Below are 16,799 nucleotides of genomic sequence, written 5' to 3' on the forward strand. Positions count from 1 at the left end.
GATTGTTAGTGTTATATTTTTGCTAGAACAGTAGCGGTATCACCAAGTAGGCTACTACAGCAGCAATCACTCCGTATACAAACATAGGTACAGCTGTAATCTTGAGTATTTTCCCTTCGGCTTTGTCAATGCCCAAAACCGAGCACACCGCAATAATATTGTTGATACACACCATATTCCCCATCGCACCCCCTACCGATTGCAAAGCGAGAATTAAGGGCACTGAAAGCCCCGTAGCATTGGCAACCGAATACTGCACCGCTCCAAAGGTAAGGTTGGACACCGTATTAGAGCCCGAAAAAAACGCTCCTACCGCACCCAAATACGAAGCAAACATCGTCCAATGGCTACCCGTAGCATCTGCTAATCCGCGACCAATAATTTGTACCATTGAGTTTTCTCCTCCCATTAGCATCACATTCACCATAATGAGCGCCCCTACTAATGCCAAAAAAGGCTTTTGTATCTGTACGAAGCTCGCAGTAAAGAGCTCTTTGGTTTGTTTCCACTTGAGTGAGAACAGCGGAATAGAAATCAATACTGTAACCACAAACGGAATAAGCGCAGGCACGTAAAGTAATTTGTAACTCTCGTTCTCTCCCGTTTCAAAAATATTGTTCAGCGAAAAAATAAGCCCTTTAGTAACTTCAAAATCTCCGAGGTATCCCAAGTGAACACTAAACCACTCGGTGGTATCATTCAAAAGGGCTTTTAGTGGGAGTTGTTTAATGCGGGTAAGTGCTAAAATCACAATAAGTGAAGCCGTAGGAAAAAGCGCTTTAAAGAGCTCTGGCGTTCTTACCTTCTCGTGATGCATCTCACTGGCATCGGCTTTCGAGAGCCCAATGCCTTTGCTGGCAACAACCACTGAAATGAACAACCCTATAGCCCCTCCTACCAAAGCAGGAAACTCGTAGTTGAACCACGCTATAGCTACATACGGAATAGTACAAGCAAAAATACTAATCAAGATAAACCCTATATTCCGGCTTATTTGTCGCCAGGTCACAATCACTTTCAGCGCCATTACAGGAATCACAATAGCCGCAAACAGGTGCACAATAGCCGTAATTCTGCCTATGTCCGAAAGCTGTTCATCCGAGATAGCCCCATTGCCTATCAGTGTACCAAAACCAAACCACGTAGGGGTGCCCACCGCTCCAAACGATACAGGAACTGAGTTCATTATAAGTGCAAGTATAGCCACCTGCAAGGGCTTAAAACCTAACCCTACAAGCAGAGGCGCCGCAATAGCAGCAGGGGTACCAAAACCACTCGCTCCTTCAATCATAAAGGCAAACGCCCAACCTATAATCATCAACTGTGCCACAGGGTTCGGACTGATATTGCCTAACCACCGGCGCAATACATTCATCGCCCCGCTCATCTCCATCATTCGGTTAAAGAGCACCGCCCCAAAAATTACGGTAATGGGCGTAGCTACCGAAATGATTGCCTTGATAAAGTTGGCGTTTACGGCTACAAACGAGCCTTCAAAATAGGTAAGGTGCAACACATATACCAATCCCGCAATTAACGGAAGAGCAATATATGACGGAAGCGCGTTCTTTTTTACCATCAAGTAGATAAGTAGCGCAATGGGAAGTACACTAAGAAATAAAGCCATAAGTTTTTTAAGTTTTCTTTTCGAGGGCAAAAATAATACTTTTAATTTAATATGCAAATATTACGAAAGAAAAATATTTGGTAGCGAAATAGCAAAGACAAAAAAGAGTGAGCCTTTTTAGGAGCTCACTCTTATCACAACAAATGAAGAAATCTTTTTTCCTATTGGAAGTCTAAATCAGCTTCTTTTTCGTATTTAATTTGCTTAGTAGTTACATTATCTTTATTAGTGTGCTCTCCCAAAGTTCCTGTGACAATTAGCTTTGTCCCTTCTGTTTTTAGTTTATCTCTAGTTTCTTTAGATAATGTTTTAAATACTGTATTGGTAGCATACACTTGTACTTCTGTATTATCTTTGAAAACAAAGAATGTGCTACTTTTCCCTTTTATAGTAATAGTGCCTTCCAATTTTACTTTTTTCCCTTTGTAAGTATTAAAGTCGGCTTCAGTAGCAGTCGCTGCATTCAGCTCAGGAAGCTGTACCACTGGGGTAGCACCAAATACAATGTCACTTTCCGCAGCGTATACCAACTGATGTACCGTATTTCCGTTCGCAGTATAATCTTCAAACTTTCCTTTGATTGAAGTGAGTACTTGTCCGTCAGTACCCAATTTAGCCTTAGCATCTTTGCTAAGAGAACTAAAGTTAGGTGAGTACAGCTGTATTTTATTACCATCCGTGAAAACAACATATGATTTATTGCCTTCAACTTTTAGGGTCGCATTCTTTAAGATTACGTGCTTGCCATTTTGGTAATCATTAGCAAGAGTAGCCGTTGTAGCATCTACCTCTACATAAGTAATCGCAGCCGGTGCTTTTATAAATTCTATGTCACTTTCTTTGCTGTATAGAATTTCTTTTACAACAGTACCGTTTTTAAGTGTATAGTCAGTAAAGACCCCTGTAACATTTATTTCATAACCTTCGGTAGCCAACTTTTCTTTAGCCTCGTCCGAAATAGTTACGCCCTTAGCTGAGTAGACTTGTATTTCAGTACCATCTTTGAAAACAATGTAAGTTCTACCACTTTTTACTACAGTAGTGCCGTGCAGTTTTACAGTTTTGCCTACTACGTAATCGGCTACAGTAGCATTGCTCGCTTCTAAAGTTTCAACTGTTGTAGAAGTCTGTGTGCCGGTTTGCGTACCAGTAGAAGTCCCTCCTTTCACTACCAAATCAGCATAATTGCTAATCATAAATTGATAGTCTTTATTGAATTTAGTAAGCACTCCTGTTACTTCCACTTCTCCTGAGGGTACTTTCTCGTCCTTGAACTTAGCGTAACTGCTGGTTCTGAAGATAATAGTCTTACCATTGGCATCGGTAAGCTTGTAGTTGGTAGCTCCACCAAGAGCGTTATCTTTGTCGTAAAGTGTCTTACCTACGGCATCAGTAGGGAAGTGTACCCCTTTAAGAGTAATCAGCTGGTCTACGTGCGCATCGGTTGATACTTCTTGTATAGAAGTGCTCGTTTTGGCTAATTCGGCAACGGTCTTGCGCTCACCTGTGTCAAACAAGTGCTTTTTGTAAATCACCTCAGCCATTGTGCCCACGCTCACTCTTCCGCTTTTAGCAGTATACGTGCCGTGACCTACCTCTATAGCGCTATTGTTAAGCTGTGTGGTAAGGTCTTTGAGGCGCAATTGCACCTTTGCTCCTACAGGAAACTCAGTATAAAGACCGCTTTTGTCAATCGCTACTGAAAGTCCTTGATTCTTATCAGCGTTCTGTATGTAGATTTTCTTGTAGAAGTTACCTCCTTCATCGCTGGAAATTACATACCCCTCAATAGCTTCATCGGCGGTATAAGTAGCCACCGAAGCGGTTACTTTCGTGAGTACATTAGCAAAGGTTACTACTTGTCCGTTGTATTCAGGTAGTGGCTTTTTCCCGTTAGGATCGGGAATGTCATAATCGTCGTCTTTCACACACGATGTCATAGCGAATGCCGTAAGTAGGGCTATCGCTGCGGGTTTTAATACGTTTAGTTTCATATGGCTATAAGTTTACAGTTATGTGTTATCAATATTTCGTCGTATTTTCAAGAGTTTGCTTAATAGCAATGCCCTATAGTCCATTTCTTTTTTTCCAAAGTTCGCTTTGTTTGCTGCTCTTCCTTACTCTCGATAATTTTAGGGTTCATATAAACAGTGCCCCCTCCGTTTTCGTGCATCGTACTCACAACTTTCTTGAGTTTTTCACCCGAAAAGGTGAGGTTAAAGCGTAATTCTTTCAGCTTTTTATTAGCGGTGAGGTCTAATCCTTCAAGAGGTAAATTTGACACTTTTAAGTAAGTGAGTTGGGTATTGTTGCGCAAGTTCACTTCTTTTATTTTATTATGGCTCATATCCAATCTTTCCAATACGGTATTGTGAGTTACATCTAACGAAGTTAGTTCATTGCGATCACATTTCAAAAATGTTACCTTACCGTAAACTTTCACTATAGTGTCTTGCAGTTTATACTTTGCCGTAGTAGCACTCAAGCGAACATCAGTGCCGCTGTCGTACACACCGTTGTTATTCAAGTCTACCCACACGTCCTTTTTATCCGCTTCTTTAGCGTTTATCGTCAGTGTTATTTCGCTTCCCACCTTTTTTTTAGTGGTAAATTGCATATAAGGTGTCCCCTGAGGATTGTTAGGAGTATCAGGGGCTGGGTTCGAATTGTTGTCTTTAGAGCAACCTACCAATACTGTGGTTGCTACAAGGAGCGCCAAAGCCCCTTTTCTGAAAATAGATTTTTTATTCATTATATTATATATTAAAGCAAATCAAGAGTTGAAAAATATAGTATATTGTTTTTATTGAGAGTTATGTCCTTCGTGTTTAATAAGCATCGCTACCTCCCCCTTCGAAGGGGGTTAGGGGGATGTTTATAATCAACTGATTAACTCAACCGTTAATTCATATTTTTAATGTTCAAATGAACAACATTTTGTTTTGTTATTCGTATATAATAACCGTCACTAACTCCCCCTTTGGAGGGTTGTCCGCGATAGCGGAGTAAGTGAATTAGGGGGAGGTTATACCCCTTTGGAGGGTTGTCGGCAATCGCCGAGTAAGTGAATAGGGGGAGGTTCCCTTTGTAGGTCGTCCACAATCACCCGCTAAATAAGCAAGCTACTTTTTCTCCTTACCTTTTTACCTGCCCGTGTGGCTCACTCTGCCCGTCGTGCTACGACTGCCCGTGCGGCTCGCACTAAAGGCTCACTGCTAAGTTCACCATATAAGTACGTCCGTAACCCACAAAGTAGCGATTGCCAAACGATGGCACACCTTGAGCGTTGTCCTGTACCATACGTCCGTAATTGGCAGTGCGCGATTGCTCAAAACCACCTGAAAGGAACTGAGTGTCGAACAAGTTATTCACGCTCACCATTAAGCTCACATAGGTCTTGTTGAGTCTCCACGACTTACCTCCCACAAGATTTACCAAGAACACATCGTCCAAACGCTCTTGTTTGAGGAGCTTGCGAGCCAAATCAGTATCAATATTAGTAAAAGGAGCTTTCGTGTTAGGGTCAATAAAAAACTGCGAAGTGCGGTTCAAAGCCGAAAGCGATACGTAGTTTTTCGCTAATAAATTAGCAGTTGCCCCTATCCACCAATACTTCGGATTACGATACTCCAAACCTAATGAATAGGCTTGTTGCGGACCGCTGGGCACGTGGTAATTCTTCATCGTTACCTCATCAATAGCCTTGTTCACCTCCCCTGATGAAATGTAAAGCGATGGATTATTGATGTAAGTATACTGTCCTACCGCAGCAGCTGCCGTAAGTTTCAGCGTTGGCAAAAGTTGTGCTTCCGCTCCAAATTCCAAACCAAAATGGCGTTTCTTGATACCATCTACTGTTTGAGCCACAAAATCCCTGTCAATCTCATCAGTAAGAGCCGTTTCGGTATAGAAGAAGTTCGTCTCTGCCGTATTCTCTATTTCGGTAAAGAACCCTGTAAGCCTACCTTTCACAAACGAAGATCGCAAAATATAGCTCGCATCGGCAGTGTAAGCCAATTCGTTCTTAATATTAGGCAACAAGCGGTTAGAGTTGCGCACGTTTGCATAAATATTGCGTACCGATTGTGGCGTGTTAAAGTAGCCCACATTCACTTGTAGCAAATGTCGCCCGGTAAGCGCGTAAGTAAGTCCAGCTTTGGTGCTCATACCACTTTGCACTTGCAGAGCACCCTTTCCGTAAGAATCAGCATAGAGAGGATAATTGAACTTGCCTTCGCGTTGGATATCAGTATAATGGTAACGCCCTGCCACAAACAATTCAGCATTCTTGAACGTAAATTCAAACTGAGTGAAGGCTTCTCCTACATTGCTGTTAAGCGTATAGAAGTAATTCCACTTGTCGCCTTTTTGTTTTCTCATATCTGCCTCGTTGGCATTATAAGGCTTACTCTCAAAGTAATCGTAGTTCATAAAGTAATCACCGCCAAGCAAATCGTCTACCTCAGCAAAATTATCCGAAGAAATCTTCCGGTACACTATCCCCGATGTCCATTTGATGTTTTCGTGAATAGGTGTCGAAAAGTTTACATTGGCTGAGAGCGTACGCTCGCGGTTGATATCATTGCTCACAATAAAAGCACTGCGCCTATCAGTAGTGTTGTAGTTCGCTTGGTAAAGCTCCTCCCAGTTCAGTTGTGAGTGCGTTAAAAAATAGTCTTTTTGTAAAGCTGCCATCGCTGGGTCTGAAGGCGTTTGGTTCAAGTAATAACTTGGTAAAAGCTTATAGTAGTTAGGTTCAGGATTTTGAGCATTCGCATAACTAATGCGCGTATTGCCTATTTCACCAAACTGATAGCCCAAGTCTATATTTAAGCGTGTGTCGTTCTTCAAATAGTTGTACGAGAAAACAAAGATAGGCTCTGAAACAATACGATTGCGCGAATTGCGCTTGTCGCCGTTTTGTTTACCCCAATAAGGATTGTATTGGTAACCCATCAAATCAAGCACTTCCCGAGTCAGTGGCGAGGTCTTACCGCGTTTCACAGGCGCAAACATACCTATCAAGTTAAAACTGTGATGGTCATTCGGCTGATATTCTAACCCTCCTGCAAAACCATAAGCATTGTAAAGCGTACCGTCTACCCAACTGCCCTGAGGCGCAATCCTCCGAGATGCCGAAACCATATACGCCAAGCCGTTGCGCTGTACACCCGAGTTGTACGTAGCCATCAGCCTACCAGTATAACTCCGGTTGCTGGCTGAAGCCGTAACGCGAAGCCCCGCACGGTTAAGCGACGGACGCACACTGATGTAGTTAGAACCCATCAAACCCCCAAAAGTATAGTCCGATTTTACGAGTCCATTGCTCATCTCTTGGTTGCGCGTAACATCGTTAAGCCCACCCCAGTTCGCCCATTGGGCACGCCCGTTCTCAAGGCGGTTCATCGGGATACCATTAATAAGCACCGTCACGTCCTTAGAGTCATAACCACGAGGCTTAAAAAACACCGAACTAAAATCAAAAGCCGCCCGGCGCATAAACACATCTTGTGAACTTTGCAATAATCCCGACATCGCATCAGCACCACTCTCGTCGTCTTCTAGTTCGCTTTCTGTAATCACCGCCAATTGCTCAGCCTCCTGCTGATAGTCGCCCGAGAGCGCAACCGTAGGCACCGTGTAAGGCTCAGCGCCTTCCAATGTGATAACTTGCTCAGCACTACCATAACCACTAAGCGAGAAAAGTAGCAAATGTTCCCCTTGTGGCATTTGTAGCGTATACTTACCATTACTGTTGGTAACTGCCTCGCGCGCAGAAGTGCTCACACGCACTTTCACCCCTTGCAAAGGCTTGTTGCTTAGTTCATCTATTACCGTCCCTTCCACTTTCACTTGCGCAAATGCCGAAGCCGAAATGAACAATAGCACATAGAGATATAATTTCCTTAACATAATACTATGAGGTTGATTTCTTTGAATTACGTGCCAAAGGTACAACAAAAAAATGAAATAGCAAAATAAACGAAATAAAATTATTTCAAAAAAGGTCAAACACAGCTATTTCTGCCTTATTATCTTTATGTTTTCTTTAAGAAAATCCCCTCTTGAGGAGGTCTATGGGGAGGTTTCTGCACATTTTCTCTCGCCTTTCCGCCCCTACAAATCCCCCTCTCCGAGGGGGTTAGGGGGAGGTTATCTCCATTTTTCCTTTACTTTCCCCGTCGCATCTCCCCCTTTGAAGATAGCCAGCGAGGGCTCACAGCTGGGTATGTGCACAGCGCGAGAGCGGAGTATGTGAGAGGGGGAATGTTTACACAATATTAAAAAGATGTTTATATAACAATAGTGTCCGTCACAACCCTATTGCCTATTGCTCTAATTTTTAACCTGCCCGTGTGCCTTACTATCTCCTTTCCGTCACTAATTCCCCCTTTGGAGGGGGTTAGGGGGAGGTTACCACCGCATCTCCTCCTATTGCCTATTGCTCTAATTTTCCCCTGCCCGTCGTGCTACGACCTTTTTCTTTCGCCTCGAAACCCCTTTTTCGGCATTATTGGCATTATTGTATTACAGTATTAACCAATTAGTTACACACCCTTTGTATAACAATCGTCCAAGATTCGTATAAGCTTCCTATAAGCTTTGTATAAGCTCCGCATACCCATTTTACCTTTTACCTTTTATCTTTTACCTAAAAAACCCCTTCCGTTCCCCTCCGATATCTTCCGCCCTCCTCAATCTCCCTCTGAGTCTCTCAGAACTTCTCCAAAAACCCCAATTTGCCCAAGTCATTCAAAGCTCTTATAGCCTTTCAGACCCCCTCCGAAAACTCCAATTAACCACACACTTTTAGTCTTACCATACCCCCTCCCTAACACCTAATGCCCGTGAACTAACACCTAATTTGTTAATTTAAAAAATGTTTTTCTTCTAACCTTATAACTATCAAATCGTTTGCTGAAATTGTTAATAACTGTGTTGATAACTATTTCATTTTTGTTTAGAACTTATCATTTTATTGCGTACCTTTGCCCCAGCAACTAAGGAAAAAACACTTCCCCTTATTTAGGGAACTTATAAAAGCAATTCTTTTCAATGCGTTATAAATGAGTGATTTATATAAATCTCTCAGTACTCTCTTTCTCTCTAAATAAATTTTTTAAAGTAAAAAATAAAGTCGTTAAGCTGTGTTTGTATCCTATCAACACCTTTTTACTTTATGCTCTTGGAAATTGTTAATAAATATTGTCGCTTTTCCGTCACATCTCCCCCTTTGAAGGTTGTCCGCGAGAGCGGAGTAAGTGAATAGGGGGGATGTTTTAATCACCAAGTTAATTTATCCCTTGATTAAATTTTGTAACTGAAATAATAATAAAATAAAAAATTATGAGTAAATTCACTAAGCTTACAGCTGAACAGTTAGACACTAAGCGTAATTTTATCGAAAATTACCTACAATCTCACAATGCCGCTACCGGTTCCCTCTTCGATGCCAATGCCAATGTAGCCCATAAGAACATCGCTACTATGGAGGCAGAACTCAATAAGGATATCAATATCCAAGTAAACCGCTCGCTCGTCTCTCACAAAATTGAACAACTCTTTGGCAAAGAATTAGCCGACGAGTATATCCGTCAAATTGAGAGTCACGAAATTTATGTGCACGACGAGACCAGCCTCAAACCTTATTGCGTAAGCGTTTCAATGTATCCGCTCCTCTTAGATGGACTCCTAAAACTCGGCGGAGAGAGTAAAGCCCCTCAGCATTTGGCAAGCTATTGCGGGTCGTTCGTGAATTTCTTGTTTTCAGTATCTTCTCAATTCGCAGGAGCAGTAGCTACCGTTGAGTTCCTAATGTATTTCGACCATTTTGCACGTAAAGATTACGGCGACGACTATCTTAATACCCATCGCGAAGTGATTGAAAACGAATTGCAACACGTGGTCTATGCGATTAATCAGCCCGCAGCAGCACGTGGTTACCAATCAGTGTTCTGGAATATCTCTCTCTACGACCGCCCTTATTTTGATTCAATGTTCGGCACTTTCGTTTATCCTGATGGTAGCAAGCCTACATACGAGTCCTTAGATAAGTTGCAACAGTTCTTTATGCATTGGTTCAATATCGAACGCACCAAAGCCATCCTTACCTTCCCTGTGGTTACCGCAGCAATGCTCACCAAAGATAAGAAGGTATACGACGAGCATTTTGCCCACTTCTGTGCCAAAGAACTCAGCGAGGGTAATGCGTTCTTCATTTATCAATCTGATAATGCCGATTCATTGGCCAGCTGCTGCCGATTGCGCAACGAGATTTCCGATAATACCTTTAGTTATTCACTTGGCGCAGGAGGCGTTTCAACCGGTAGTATCAATGTGATTACCATTAATATGAACCGCCTATACCAAAAACACTTGTCGCTCGAACGCACTTTAGATAATATTCATAAGTACCAAGTGGCTTATCGTGCTATCGTCCAAGAGTACAAAGATGCGGGTATGTTACCAGTATACGATGCAGGCTTTATCTCTTTAGATAAACAATTCCTCACTATCGGTATCAACGGAATGGTGGAAGCTGCCGAGTACTTAGGCATTAAAATATCTGATAACCTCGACTACAAGGCGTTTATCAACAAAAACCTCAAACTCATTTACGACAAAAATAAGGAAGCCAAAGCCAAATACGGTTTTATGTTTAATACCGAATTTGTACCTGCCGAAAATCTCGGAGTGAAAAATGCAGCGTGGGATAAAGCCGATGGGCTCTTCGTACCTCGCGATTGCTACAATTCGTATTTCTACATCGTGGAAGACGACTCTCAAAACCTTATTGATAAGTTCTACCTCCACGGCAACGACTATATTCAGTACTTAGACGGTGGCTCAGCTTACCATTGCAATCTCGAAGAATACACCACAGCCGAAGGTTTCTACAAGCTCCTAAACGTAGCTGCTAAAACAGGTTGCAACTATTTCTGCTTTAATATTTGCGTTACCGTCTGCAACGATTGTGGCTATATTGATAAGCACACTCACGACCACTGTACCCATTGTGGCTCAGAAAATGTAGACCACGCAACGCGTGTGATAGGCTACCTCAAGCGTATCACTAATTTCTCAAAAGACCGACAAAAAGAAGCTAAAATACGTTATTATGGGCACACTACGGTATAGCAGTTACGACATCGTCCTCCAAGAAGTCCCTAACGAGATTTCCCTGTGTTTCACTATCACAGGGTGTCCGTTAGCCTGCGAGGGTTGCCATTCCGAATATATTTGGGACGGCACCAAAGGTTGTGCGCTCACTAAAGAAGGCTTGGAACAGCTACTCAGCAAGTACGAAGATATGATTAGCTGTGTGCTCTTTATGGGCGGCGAGTGGCAAGTAGAAACCCTGCTATCACTCATCTTCCAAGTAAAGTGCAAACGCCTGAAAACTGCTCTTTACACCGGTCTCAACCTCAAGCAAGTACAGCGCAAATACCCTGAATTGTTAGGTTGCTTAGATTATATCAAAACTGGCAAGTGGCTACCCAAGCTCGGCGGTTTGGACAGCCCTATCACCAATCAAGAGTTCTTGAACCTGCAAACCGGTGAGGTGATGAATGAGGTATTTTTGAAGGTAAAAGGAAAATCAAGCTTGAAGGCAGCTGGGTAATGTGAATAAGAAAAATAACACCAAATAAATAATGAAGCTATGAAAAAACAATCATTTCTTGTTACCTTACAGTTTTTTGTAGGCTACGTGGTAGGTTTTACCTTACTTGATGCAATTTTGTGGAAAATGCCATTCAATTACGATAATCTTCTGCGGAATATTATCTCTTCATTGATTATTTCCATCGTGTTAGGGGTAATACATTACTTTATTTTTAAGGCTAACAACAACAAATAAACCAAAAAGCGCGGCTTGAAAATCTCAAGTCACGCTTTCTTACTTCTTATCTTTTACCTCTTACCTATTCAAAATTTTCCTCAACGTAAGGGCTGCTAATACTAAATACACCAAGCACAATCCCCACATTCCCGTCCAGAACGGCATAATAGTAGTGAGGTCGGCGCCCATTTGGGTGATAGATATAAATCCTTTACTGCCAAAAGTGGTAGGCACCAAATAGGCGAGGTAGTTCAACCACTGGGGCATTGCTACTGAAGGCCACGAAAAGCCAGTGAGCATTACGGCAGGGAGTGAGGTGTACATTATGAGCATAATCGCATCTTCCCTACGGCGTACGAAGTTCAACAGACAGAGTCCCATAAATACTACCGCCAAGATAAACGGAATCATAAATACCAACACGCTAAGCATACTACTGCGCACGGGGATGCCAAAGAGAGGCATTACAATTCCCAAAATAATGAGCAAAATAACTGCCGATAAGCCTAAATAGGTAGTCGCTTTCCCCATTACAATAGGCAGAGCTCCCCAAAAACTGTGGGAGTTGGGGTATATCTTGCGGAGTTTGTTGCCTTCACGCATCGTACCACCTAAAATACCTACCGCCGTGAGTATAGTGGTTTGGAAAATAATCACCAATACTACGGGAATGAGGAAAGTAGCATAGCCCGAAGAAGGGTTGTACAAGCTCACCACTTGGGCACTCACGGGCATCGCATCGCTACGAGCTTGGCTGGGGAGCTTGCCTTGCGCACTGTTGCGTTTGAGTTCTACTCCTGCATTGAGGTAGGTTGCCGATATTTTAGCTGCCGTAAGCACTTGCTTGTAATACAGCATATAAGAAGCATCCGCGTAGACGGATATGGTGGGTTGTTCGCCGCGCTGCAAGTCTCTGCCAAAATCCTTAGGGATGGTGATAATACCGCGTATTTTTTCCTGCTGAAAAGCCTTTTGCGCTTCCGATAGGTTCAGATAACTGCTGTAAATAGCTACCCCACTATTGGCATCTATCATCCTGAGTAACTGTCGGCTATTAGTGGTATTGTCTTGGTCTACCACGCCTATAGGCAGTTCTTGCAAGGTCTCTTCAGAATACAGATAGGTATACAAGAACGACACTACGGTTGCCACAATCACAAACGAGAAAAACACCGCACGATCGCGAAAAATGTACTTGGCTTCCCAAAGCATCGCTCTGGTAAAGTCGGATGAACTTTGATATATATAACTGCTAAACTTTCTCATATCCTCCTGATTTTATTTTCTTTACAAACATTGGGTACGCTAATACTAACAGCAAACCGAAAAGCAGTAATGCCAAGAGTGGTTGCCAGGTCATCTCTACCGGAATGCCCTTAATGGCGCGGTTCACATAGTACTTCATAAAGTGTGCATAAGGGAATATCTGCGCCAAATACTGCATACTGCGGGGCAAACCTTCCATCGGGAAGGTATAGGCAGCAAACGAGAACGCAATAGCGGTAAACCCACTGCCTACCGTAAGTGCTGTGCGGAAATCGGGTAATAGGGACACAAAGGTAATCCCAATAATCTGATACACTACCACGAGCGCAAAGGTGATGAGCACCACGTTAAACATTGGGATATGGAGCGGAGCCCCGATAAGGTCGAACAACAAATAGTTCATCCACCACGCTACAAAAAAGAGCAACAGCGTATAAGGCAACAGCTTACCCACTAATGCCTTTAGCGGACTGCCGCCTGCTTGCTTCAACCAGTGTTTGCCTTGCTTGTAGCGGAATTCTATCCCTAAAACGTATACCGTTACCATCATTACGATCATTTGGAGCATCATTGGCAAGAGAGCCGTGAGCAGGTAGTAGGCGTAGTTAGAATAAGGGTTGAACAGCCCATAGTCGGCTACTTTCACGGGTTGAGCTTCTGCACGTACGCGCTCAGTTTGCTGTCCTTTCTGCATTTTCTTCTTCATCACGAGTCTGGCAGAGAAAGTGCCTATGGTCGTCTGGAAGTCTTTTTGGATAAGTCCTGCCCCCAGCATAAACTGGTTATTGGTATAGCATATCACCGACTGGTTTTCGCCAGCAAAGAGCTTTTGCTGAAAGTCGGCAGGGATGACGATAAAGCCCATTATCTGCTGTTGCTGGATAAGGCGTTGGGCTTCTTGCTCGTCGTTTACTTTAGTACTCAGGGCAATGTTAGGAGTCGATTCAATCATACGCAACAGACTGGCTGAGAGTTGGGTATTGTCGTAATCAATATACGCCATTGGCAAGTCGCGCGGTACCCCTTTGTAGAATACAGCCGCAAAGAACCCAAAGAGCAACATTGGGAACACCAAAACGTAAAACAGCCGTTTAGGTGATAGGAATAGGTTCTTGCATTCGGTTTTAAATAAATACATAATAATAATTAGGTGTGAGCCACACGGGCAATTAAATATCTTCAGCGTCTTCTAAGTTTTCTATTATAGTAGGTTCTTCATTTTCAAAGTGGAAAGAAACACCATAAGGGTCGCAAAAGTCAAAGCCCCCTTCAGCAAAGTGTAGTACCCATTCTTTCTGTATATTCTGATAGAATATGAACTGAGGACTTGCAAACGGCACTTCACTTAAAGGTACCCACAAGTATTTTTCCTCTTCTTCCGAAAGGTGAAACCCCTCTGAATATATTCGCAATTGCTTTTGGAAATAAGAAAGTGCTTTTACAATCCATTTATCGGCATTAGCGAGGATTTTTTCAATCAAAGTAATAGCTCCATCACTGATAGTTTCCTTTTTACTAAACACCGAAAACGGAAGTTGTAGGGTTTCTTGATAAAAATCACTTTTCCACAGAAAAGAACCCTCCCAAAAGTACTCATCTCCCACCTTTTGTGAGAAAGTAAGGGTTCCGAATTTGGTGTTGTAATTGGGGATGTTCATTGTTTTAAGCTATTTTAGATTTTCAAACTTTCCATATCTTGTTGTAAAAGCATAATTTACAAGCGCTTCTTCCGATAAGGCAAGCAGTGCAAGTATATCAGCAGGGAGGTCGTCAATGTCTTGTAAGCGTTCTATATAAGGTTTTACAATGCTAATATTTCTCTCTCTTTCTTAGGTATTTTTGCCAATACCTGCTGGTAGGAATGCTCTACCATTTCCTTGATAAGGGTTTCGGGGAGGCTTTCTAAGAGTACGGTGTTCCAATGTTTTTTATTCATATGGTAACCAGCTACTATCTTCTCAGGGTACTGCTCGCGAAGTTCTATAGCGCGCTCAGGCTCACACTTGAGGTTGGCACTTATAGGTACGCGATTGAGACTCATCAGCACAAAAATACGATTAGCAATGCGGAACACCAAAAAGTCCTCCCCAAAAGGCATATCCTCAGTCGCGTAAGGCAAAGCCAAACAAAAATCTCTAAAAGTTTCTATGTTCATTTTATTCAAGTAAAAGGTTCCAGAGCATATAAAACTCCTATATATTCACACACACTACCAATACATCTTTTTCTTTATTGCGTGCAATGGTATAAAAATAATCCTTATGCCAAAGCATTTGTTGTTCGTAATCAATAGTATATTGACCAATATCTAAGGGTTTTATTATTTTTCCCGTTAAGGCGTTTAAGAGGATAGGCTTCTGTTTCTTGTCGCTTATGATGATGCTATCTTCTTTGTGTATAAACCGCACTGTTTGCCCTGTGTTATAACTAAATACAGTTTCTCCATTATATAGAGAAATGGCATAAAAATACCCTCCTTTGCCTGCAGTACCAAAATATAAAATCCCTTTGTATGCTTCTATTTCAGTGTAAAGATAGGCAGAAAGTTTGTACTTCCAAAGTATTTCTTTACTTTCTTTATCTCGGCAAACCATTGTAAAAGGTGATGCCATAGACACTTCTTTTTCTCCAAAAGAATAAACTTTTGCATCATTAGTGAGACGTTTTTCACAAATACGATAGGAAGATTGCTGCTCTATAATAGCATCCTCAGCAACTTCAAACACCCTATTATTTACAAAAGTCCCGTAGAAATCGGTATATTCAATGCTGATAAAGAGCTGTTCCTTTTCCCAATAATAGTACGCTTCACTCCTAAGAGAAGTTTTTGTTTCTTCAAAAGAGATAGAAAGTCGTTTTTGTTCTGAAAAACCTTCTGGAAGGATATCTACAAAAATATAACTATCCACATACTTCCCATTTTTGATCATCTTTTTAGAAGTATCAGCTGAGGCAAATTGCAACACAGCTATTTTATCGTGAAAAGGAATGATATCTATCACCTTATAAACACGAAAAGGACTGTTAATAGGGTTTAATATATGGCAGTTTCTCATAGAAATATTTCTTTTTTTCCATAGTGTATTGAATTATCTATGTGGCTTGCATTACTCATAGTATCTTCCTAAATCTAATAAATCTCCCAAAAAACACCAATCATTAGGAATGTTTTCTTCTTTCCCTATGTAATCCGATAGTCCTTGTGCACCACATTCTAAGAGGGAGAAGGCATCAAAATTGTACCAATCATAGCCCGTTTCGGAGGTGATTCCCATATAACGTTGTTTGTCTTGTAGTTCTTTGCCTCTCATACGGTGAAGTTCAGCTATCTGAAAGAGAATAACAGCTTGGGTATAAGCGAAAGTGTCTACCTCTCTACCTTCAGCTTCAGGCATTTCACGAATGGCTGTCCAACTCTCGTTATAAGGCACTGAAGTTGCTGTAAAAGCTTGTTCTAATAGCTCTAAGCATAGTATTGGGGTACAAACCTCCTCTTTGTGTTGGAGTGTTAAACCGTATAGTGCTAAAAGGTAAGCTTCTAAATCGCGATTAGCTACCTTTTTGGGTAGTTGCTCTATGTAGTTGTAAAATTCGTTGTAAGTCATAGTTAAAGGTTAAGCAGTTTTTACCATTTTGTATTTCTTTCTCTCACCCTCAATAGTTGCCACTACTTCAAAGCCGAGTTTTGTATAAAGCGCTTTAGCTATGGGGTTGTCATCAAATACGTTTAAGCTAATAGACTGAATACTCTTGTCTTCAAAAAGCATACTGATAAAAAGGTGCATTGCCTCAGTGCCTAATCTTTTTCCTGTAAGCAAAGGATTGATAAGAAACCTGCCTATATGCACGTTGTTGCCTTCTACTCGTATTTGCTGAATCATTCCTACAAAACTATCCTCTACCTCAATAGCAAAGCAATGAGATAACATATCAAGTTGGTCTATTGTAAGAGGATATTCCAAAGCCTTTCCTGCCCATTGTTGCAAGAAGTTAGCCCCTTTATTGTTTGTCCAATTGATAATAGCTTGCTTCTGTTCTGTGGTGAGACCTGCTGTTATTGTCATC

The 16,799-nt window shown here is 41.8% G+C and carries 14 protein-coding genes; 3 read left to right on the forward strand and 11 right to left on the reverse strand.

The window, feature by feature from the left end:
• Positions 1-22: 22 nt before the first annotated feature.
• From RCZ04_RS08365 to RCZ04_RS08380, 4 genes are all read right to left on the reverse strand, one after another.
• Complete coding sequence (locus RCZ04_RS08365) at positions 23-1,627, reverse strand: L-lactate permease (protein ID WP_460485589.1); 1,605 nt, start codon at positions 1,625-1,627, stop codon at positions 23-25.
• 161 nt (positions 1,628-1,788) lie between these two features.
• On the reverse strand, positions 1,789-3,621 hold the full coding sequence (locus RCZ04_RS08370; RefSeq protein WP_460485590.1) for a DUF5689 domain-containing protein: 1,833 nt from the start codon (positions 3,619-3,621) through the stop codon (positions 1,789-1,791).
• A 59-nt stretch (positions 3,622-3,680) separates the two neighbouring features.
• Entirely contained in the window at positions 3,681-4,379 is a 699-nt protein-coding gene (locus tag RCZ04_RS08375; RefSeq protein ID WP_460485591.1) for a hypothetical protein, read from the reverse strand.
• A gap of 449 nt (positions 4,380-4,828) precedes the next feature.
• Complete coding sequence (locus RCZ04_RS08380) at positions 4,829-7,540, reverse strand: carboxypeptidase-like regulatory domain-containing protein (RefSeq protein WP_460485592.1); 2,712 nt, start codon at positions 7,538-7,540, stop codon at positions 4,829-4,831.
• 1,434 nt (positions 7,541-8,974) lie between these two features.
• Here RCZ04_RS08380 and nrdD point away from each other — a divergent pair.
• The 3 genes from nrdD to RCZ04_RS08395 are packed head-to-tail and all read left to right on the forward strand — an operon-like array spanning position 8,975 to position 11,486.
• The gene (gene nrdD / locus RCZ04_RS08385; RefSeq protein WP_460485593.1) at positions 8,975-10,765 is read left to right on the forward strand and encodes a glycyl radical enzyme family protein; all 1,791 of its coding nucleotides are present in this window, start codon (positions 8,975-8,977) and stop codon (positions 10,763-10,765) included.
• Positions 10,746-11,249 carry a radical SAM family protein gene (gene nrdG / locus RCZ04_RS08390; protein ID WP_460485594.1) on the forward strand — a complete coding sequence of 168 codons (504 nt, stop codon included), beginning with the start codon at positions 10,746-10,748 and terminating at the stop codon, positions 11,247-11,249. Before nrdD ends, nrdG begins: the two co-directional genes overlap by 20 nt.
• Positions 11,250-11,288: 39 nt before the next feature.
• Entirely contained in the window at positions 11,289-11,486 is a 198-nt protein-coding gene (locus RCZ04_RS08395) for a hypothetical protein (protein ID WP_460485595.1), read from the forward strand.
• A gap of 60 nt (positions 11,487-11,546) precedes the next feature.
• Here the strand turns inward: RCZ04_RS08395 and RCZ04_RS08400 are convergent, their stop codons facing one another.
• The 7 genes from RCZ04_RS08400 to RCZ04_RS08430 all read right to left on the reverse strand — a co-directional run bounded on the left by RCZ04_RS08400 (position 11,547) and on the right by RCZ04_RS08430 (position 16,798).
• Positions 11,547-12,734, reverse strand: a complete 1,188-nt coding sequence (locus tag RCZ04_RS08400; RefSeq protein WP_460485596.1) for an ABC transporter permease — start codon at positions 12,732-12,734, stop codon at positions 11,547-11,549.
• The gene (locus tag RCZ04_RS08405; RefSeq protein ID WP_460485597.1) at positions 12,721-13,872 is read right to left on the reverse strand and encodes an ABC transporter permease; all 1,152 of its coding nucleotides are present in this window, start codon (positions 13,870-13,872) and stop codon (positions 12,721-12,723) included. Before RCZ04_RS08405 ends, RCZ04_RS08400 begins: the two co-directional genes overlap by 14 nt.
• A 31-nt stretch (positions 13,873-13,903) precedes the next feature.
• Entirely contained in the window at positions 13,904-14,392 is a 489-nt protein-coding gene (locus RCZ04_RS08410) for a hypothetical protein (RefSeq protein ID WP_460485598.1), read from the reverse strand.
• Positions 14,393-14,535: 143 nt separating this feature from the next.
• On the reverse strand, positions 14,536-14,889 hold the full coding sequence (locus tag RCZ04_RS08415; RefSeq protein WP_460485599.1) for an MmcQ/YjbR family DNA-binding protein: 354 nt from the start codon (positions 14,887-14,889) through the stop codon (positions 14,536-14,538).
• 37 nt (positions 14,890-14,926) lie between these two features.
• On the reverse strand, positions 14,927-15,790 hold the full coding sequence (locus tag RCZ04_RS08420; RefSeq protein ID WP_460485600.1) for a dehydrogenase: 864 nt from the start codon (positions 15,788-15,790) through the stop codon (positions 14,927-14,929).
• Positions 15,791-15,841: 51 nt separating this feature from the next.
• Entirely contained in the window at positions 15,842-16,339 is a 498-nt protein-coding gene (locus RCZ04_RS08425; protein ID WP_460485601.1) for a hypothetical protein, read from the reverse strand.
• A 9-nt stretch (positions 16,340-16,348) separates the two neighbouring features.
• Positions 16,349-16,798 (reverse strand): GNAT family N-acetyltransferase, encoded by a 450-nt coding sequence (locus tag RCZ04_RS08430; RefSeq protein WP_460485602.1) that lies wholly within the window; start codon positions 16,796-16,798, stop codon positions 16,349-16,351.
• Position 16,799 lies beyond the last annotated feature (1 nt).

The organism is Capnocytophaga sp. HP1101, from assembly GCF_054772415.1.

Excerpts from the sequence above, each read along its gene's own strand:
- RCZ04_RS08415 (WP_460485599.1), bottom strand. The coding sequence starts at position 14,889 with ATGAACATAGAAACTTTTAGAGATTTTTGTTTGGCTTTGCCTTACGCG.
- nrdD (WP_460485593.1), top strand. The coding sequence starts at position 8,975 with ATGAGTAAATTCACTAAGCTTACAGCTGAACAGTTAGACACTAAGCGT.
- RCZ04_RS08410 (WP_460485598.1), bottom strand. The coding sequence starts at position 14,392 with ATGAACATCCCCAATTACAACACCAAATTCGGAACCCTTACTTTCTCA.
- RCZ04_RS08365 (WP_460485589.1), bottom strand. The coding sequence starts at position 1,627 with ATGGCTTTATTTCTTAGTGTACTTCCCATTGCGCTACTTATCTACTTG.
- RCZ04_RS08430 (WP_460485602.1), bottom strand. The coding sequence starts at position 16,798 with ATGACAATAACAGCAGGTCTCACCACAGAACAGAAGCAAGCTATTATC.
- RCZ04_RS08425 (WP_460485601.1), bottom strand. The coding sequence starts at position 16,339 with ATGACTTACAACGAATTTTACAACTACATAGAGCAACTACCCAAAAAG.
- RCZ04_RS08395 (WP_460485595.1), top strand. The coding sequence starts at position 11,289 with ATGAAAAAACAATCATTTCTTGTTACCTTACAGTTTTTTGTAGGCTAC.
- RCZ04_RS08380 (WP_460485592.1), bottom strand. The coding sequence starts at position 7,540 with ATGTTAAGGAAATTATATCTCTATGTGCTATTGTTCATTTCGGCTTCG.
- RCZ04_RS08400 (WP_460485596.1), bottom strand. The coding sequence starts at position 12,734 with ATGAGAAAGTTTAGCAGTTATATATATCAAAGTTCATCCGACTTTACC.
- RCZ04_RS08370 (WP_460485590.1), bottom strand. The coding sequence starts at position 3,621 with ATGAAACTAAACGTATTAAAACCCGCAGCGATAGCCCTACTTACGGCA.
- RCZ04_RS08405 (WP_460485597.1), bottom strand. The coding sequence starts at position 13,872 with ATGTATTTATTTAAAACCGAATGCAAGAACCTATTCCTATCACCTAAA.
- RCZ04_RS08375 (WP_460485591.1), bottom strand. The coding sequence starts at position 4,379 with ATGAATAAAAAATCTATTTTCAGAAAAGGGGCTTTGGCGCTCCTTGTA.
- nrdG (WP_460485594.1), top strand. The coding sequence starts at position 10,746 with ATGGGCACACTACGGTATAGCAGTTACGACATCGTCCTCCAAGAAGTC.
- RCZ04_RS08420 (WP_460485600.1), bottom strand. The coding sequence starts at position 15,790 with ATGAGAAACTGCCATATATTAAACCCTATTAACAGTCCTTTTCGTGTT.